The sequence below is a fragment of the bacterium genome (assembly GCA_016873475.1).
Classification (GTDB): domain Bacteria; phylum Krumholzibacteriota; class Krumholzibacteriia; order JACNKJ01; family JACNKJ01; genus VGXI01.
Genome location: VGXI01000210.1, coordinates 1 through 5,177, shown reverse-complemented (window position 1 = coordinate 5,177; position 5,177 = coordinate 1). Strand labels below are relative to the sequence as shown.

Here is a 5,177-nt window from a genome sequence, read left to right as displayed (position 1 = left end):
CGTGGATCGGTAGGTTCCCGCAGCGATTCATGGAGGGCAGACCGCCGAAGGCGTTGATCACGCGCACGGCCCGCCCTCGGTGGTGGCGGATCAAAGAAAAGCCGCCGCCGAGGTGAGCGCTCACAACGCTCGCCTCGTTGGGGTCGATGCCGAACTCCCAGGCGCTCAAACGCAGCACGGCGCGGTGGTTCAGGTAGTGGGCGGCGGTGCCGTCGGTCTTGAACTCGCGCAGGCCGGTCATGCGGCACTCGATCTCGACCTCGTCGATCATCGGCGGGTCGGTGACCGTGATCGGGATCTCGCGCCCGCCGCGGCTGCGCAGCGCCATCGCAATGGGAACGCCCATGCTCGAGGCGTGCTGAAAACGCGGGTTGGCGAGGTCGCCGAGCAGGGCCTCGCTGATCGGGTAGGTGCCACTCGGGATGGGCCGCAGCACGCCGCCGCGAGCGGCGATGCCGTCCAGACGGGTCAGGTCGATGCCCGTCTCGCCCAACCAGTGCTCGATGGTGGCAGCGCGGGCCGCGGGGCCGTCCTCTTCGTCGGGCCCGACGTGCACCTCGAAGTCGGCCCGCTTCTCGATCCCCTCGAAGTAGGAGACCTTGGTCGAGGTCGAGCCCGGATTGACGACGAGGATGCGGTAACCCTCCCGCGCCAGACGCTCGGCCAGTGCCGGGCCGAGTAGCCGCCGGAAGACCTCCAGGGGCGGCAGCTTGCGCAGGAGCAGTGTTTTCACGCCTGGAAAGTAGCGTGGCAGGTCGAAAAGGCAAGGGGGAGCCGCGTGGCTCCCCCTTGCTGGCGCCTCATTTCATCAGCACGAGTTTGCGCGTCTGCCGGAAGTCGCCGGCGACCAGTCGATAGAAGTAGACGCCGCTGGCCAGGTCATCCGCCTTCAGCGTGACCTCCTGGACACCGGCCGCCTGGTTCTCATTCACGAGCACTGCCACCCGCCGCCCCGTTGGATCGTAGAGCGAGAGTTCCACCGGTCCGGCCTTGGCCAGGCCGTAACGGATGGTAGTCGTCGGGTTGAAGGGGTTGGGATAGTTCTGCCCGATCCAGAAGTTGTTGGGCACTGTCGCGGCTGCCGTGGGCACGGGTGGTCCCGACCAGAAGCCTGCCTCGTGCAGCCAAGTGGGACCGCCGAGGCGGCCAATGGCCGCCTGCCCTACCGTGCCATTGATCTGGTAACCACCGCCGGCGCCGCCGCCGGCACCACTGCCGATGACGCTGCGCGGCATCACGATGGCCGCACGACCCGGGACCGCGGCCGCAAGCAGCAGCGCCCCCGCACCGAGGATCAAGAAAGTCTGACGCATCAGTTCGCTCCCTTCTGGCGAGCCGCGCGCTGCTCATCAAAGCCGACTGCCATACTCTCGGGCATCCCGAAGGCCTCCGGATTCAGATAGCGGCCCTGGTCCTTGCTGCTCTTGATCTCCTCCACGGGGATGCGGTTCGCATTGGCATAGGCGTCTTGGCGGATGCCGGTCACCATCCACGAGACCTTCATGCCCGCCTGGCCACCGGCGATCTGGAAGCGGTTTCCAGTCATTTCTTCAGCAATGTACAGGTTGGGACCGGGAGCACCGATGGCAGTGAGCTGATAGCGGAAGTCGCGATTGAGCGCCTCGAACCACGCGGGCATCTCCACCCAAGCGGAGCCGTTGGCGCCCAGCACCGCATTGCCGTTGTAGACGTTCATCATGTCCGGGCTCTCGACGAAGCTGTGGCTGAGCGTCTTGTTCGCGGGATCGAGCGGGTGGTCGATCTTGAAGGAGCCGGCCGCCTTGCTCAGCGTGCCCATCACGTGGACGTTACCAACGAAGTAGCCCGCGTAGTTCGTGGTGCCACCGTCTCCGTAGCCGTAGACGCCGTAGTTCACGTCGTTGCCGAAGGCGTAGCCGTAGACGCCGAACTTGGTGCCGTTGCCGTAGGTCTGGCCGATGACCCCCGTGTAGCTGCTGCCTCCGGTGGAGCTGACCTGGCCGATGACGCCGTAGTAGCCACCCGTGAACTTCCCGCCGATGCCGTAGTAATCCGCCGGCACCGAGAGGCCTTCGACGCCAACGTAGTCCTGATAGCCGACATAGGTGACCTCACCTAGAATGGCGGGGCCTCCGGGGTTGTTCACCTCGAGCGGGCGATCGGGCGACGCCGTGCCGATACCGACCCGGCCGCCGAAGTAGCCGCCGCTCGGCGTGTAGAGACCCCATCCCGTGAAGCTGGGATCCATGTAGCCCAGCGCGGCCCAGTAGTCGCCATTCTGGTTGGCGCCGAACACACCGGCCGTGTGCGGAGTATCGAAGTAGCTGTAGCCCGCGACACCAAAGCTATAGCTGTCACCCCAGATGTTGAAGCCGGTAATGGCATTGTTGGTCTGATAGGGGGCGAAACCCGAACCGGGATTGCTCAGGCCCGAACTACGCAGGCCATAGATTGCCGCGCGTGCGTCGCTGTTGTTGTCGTTGTCGAAGAGCTGCGCGAGGAGGCCGCCTTCGGCGTCCGGGGTGTACGAGTAGATCTGGAGCTTCGAGTAGTTGGCGTCCCGGCCCAGGCGCTGCGCAGTCCCCTCATCGGGGTTCGCCGGCTTCGCCGGCACCGTACCGATCCCCACCTTGCCCGAGGGACGGTAGATGTTCCCGCCGCTGTTGTCCCAGTCGTCACCACCGGCCACGGGCGTCTGGGCGTCCCAGTTGGCGCCATTGAAAGTCAGTACCTGGCCGCTCGTGGGCGCGGGGACGCTCACATCGGTCAGCGCGTCGAGCGAGTGGCTGTGCACCGAGGCCGCGAAGTCGCCACTGCTCAGGCCGTCCAGGCGATCCGCGTTGAGGCCGTAGGGCGCGGCTGCCAGGGCGATGCGCGGCGTCAGCTCCGGATTGGCCGCGATGGTGACACCCAGCCAGTACGGTGAGTTGAAGTCCAGGGCGAGCGCAGTGACGCTGCCAAGCAGCGCGTTGAAGACGCCGTCTTGGACCGCGAGCGTCTGCGCCTCGGTCCAGAGCGCCGAGCCACCGGAAGCCACGTTGTAGATGCGGAAACTGAGGTTGTAATTGCCGTCGGCGACGATGGTGCCGCCGCTATCGCGCAGGATTCCCTGGTAGCTGATCGTCTGAGGCACGGCCGCAGCAGCGGCGGTGACCCATAGCAGCAGGGCAAGGGTGAAAAGGCCTGAAACCCATCTCATCGGAGGGTCCTCCTGGTGGCGTGTTGGGATAGCCTAGACTCACGTGAGAAATCGAAGGCGGCGCGAGCCGCAGGGCACGGCTCCTTGCCTGCCGTTCTGCGGAAGATCCGAGATCAGGCGAAGCTGAATCACAGTAGCACACAACCGCGATTGTAGCGAGCAATTAGGCGACATGTACGCGATATTTCATTCGGGATACAATGTCACACGCAGAAGGGGAGCCAACAGCCCCCCGTTCGTGCGCGAGGGTGCTCGCGGGCGTCGGCGCCACGGCCGTTGAGGCGCTCACCCCCTCCGCTCGCGCGCGCCAATGCGCGCGCGCCAGGGGGGCTCGGGCTTCATTTGATCAAGATCATCTTACCCTGCAGCACCTCGCCCGCCGCCTCGAGTCGATAGAAGAACACGCCGCTGCCCAGCGCCCGGCCCGCGGCGTCGCGGCCGTCCCAGACGGCGTCGTGCGTGCCGGCCGGCAGCGTCCGCCCTGCGAGCAGCTCGCGCACGAGGCGGCCCTGAACGTCGTAGACGGCCAGGCGCACCGCGCTCGGCGCGGGGAGCGCGAAGCGGATCGTCGTCTTCGGGTTGAAGGGGTTGGGCGCGTTCTGGAAGAGCACGAGCGCGGCGACCGGGCTCTCGCCCGCCGCCGTCGCCGTCGGATCGGCGAAGCCGCTGAGCATCACCTCGTCCACGCCCGCCTCCACGAGCGAGCCGCTCCCCTCGTCCGAGGCGATGAAGCGCAGGCGCACCGTGCTCGTCAGCTCGATGTAGTCGTCGAGCAGGAAGCTCATCAGGCGCCACTCGCGCGCGCTGCCGACCGTGCTCTCCAGGTTCACCCAGTTCGTGCCGTCGCTCGTCACCTGCACGAGCCAGACGTCGCTGCCCGGGTTGTTGCCGGTGTCGTTCGTGTACCAGCGCCGGTAGCTGAGCGTCACGGCCATCGCGTCCGAGAGGTCGTAGACCGGGCTGAGCAGCGTGGTCTGCCCGCCGTCCACGTCGTCCGCGCCCTGGCTGCCCGTCTCCGCGTTGCCCGTGATGAAGCAGAGCGTGCCGTCCGGCGAGGCGTCGTTCTCGGGCTGCACCTCGACGCCGGCGTTCCAGACGCCGATCGGGTCGACGCGCGTCCAGAGACCGCTCGTGGCGTCGTCGCCCGCGCCGCCCACGGTCCAGCCCGTGCCGGCTTCCATGTCCTCGTCCGCGACGAGCAGGCTGTTCAGCACCCAGAAGCTGTAGTTGGCCTGCGGATCGACCGGATCGCGGCTCCCGTTGCCCGCGATGTCCGTCGCCTCCAGCCAGTAGCGGATCTCGGAGTTCACCGGCTGGCCGGGAATCTCCGCCTCGCAGATGCCCGTCAGCGGATTCACCGTCTCGAGCGGGATCTCCACCGGCGCGCCGCCGCTCACGCGGTAGAAGCAGCGCTGGCTGGCGATCGCCGAGTAGTCGTTGAGCTGCGTCTGCACGACGTAGGGCCCCACGGTGTCATCCGTGTTCGGCAGCACCGTCGTGCCCGTGAAGGCCGGGCCGAGCACGTCGACGAGGGAGAAGTCCAGCGTCGTCGTCTGATCCTCGACGATGCTCACGCCGCTCACGGTCACCGTCGCGAAGCTGGGGTGCTGCGCGCGGATGCTGTAGCTGCCCTCCTGCACCGGGCCGCTGTAGGCGCCGCCCACCTGGCTGAGGAAGCTCTGCCCCGTCTCGACGACGCGCACCGTGACGCCCGCCACCGGCGTGCCGCCGTTGCTCGCGTTCGTCACCGCGCCGGCCAGCGTGCCCGCGTGGAGCACGGCCACGAGCACGTCTTCGACGTGCGTGAGCCGGTTGAAGCCGCTCACGGTCAGCATCGCGAACTCGCCGGGATCGGGCAGCGTCCCCGTGATCAGCACCACGGCCTCGCCCGTGGCGTCCGCGAAGGCCGCGCCGACAAAGGCGCCGGCGTTGCTCAGCGCCACGAGGTTGCCCGGTTCGGTCGTCACCGTGAAGCTAGGCAGGAGCGGATCGATGAGGC

General features: G+C 67.4%; 4 protein-coding genes. All 4 read right to left on the bottom strand.

Annotated elements, in window-relative coordinates:
* On the bottom strand, positions 1–733 hold a 733-nt coding region (locus FJ251_13260), incomplete at its 3' end, for a butyrate kinase (protein ID MBM4118675.1).
* A gap of 67 nt (positions 734–800) precedes the next feature.
* Positions 801–1,313: a T9SS type A sorting domain-containing protein gene (locus tag FJ251_13255; GenBank protein MBM4118674.1), complete on the bottom strand. Its 513-nt coding sequence runs from the start codon at positions 1,311–1,313 to the stop codon at positions 801–803.
* Positions 1,313–3,178 (bottom strand): hypothetical protein, encoded by a 1,866-nt coding sequence (locus tag FJ251_13250; protein MBM4118673.1) that lies wholly within the window; start codon positions 3,176–3,178, stop codon positions 1,313–1,315. Before FJ251_13250 ends, FJ251_13255 begins: the two co-directional genes overlap by 1 nt.
* Before the next feature lie 338 nt (positions 3,179–3,516).
* A partial coding sequence (locus FJ251_13245; protein ID MBM4118672.1) for a hypothetical protein occupies positions 3,517–5,177 on the bottom strand: 1,661 nt, incomplete at its 5' end.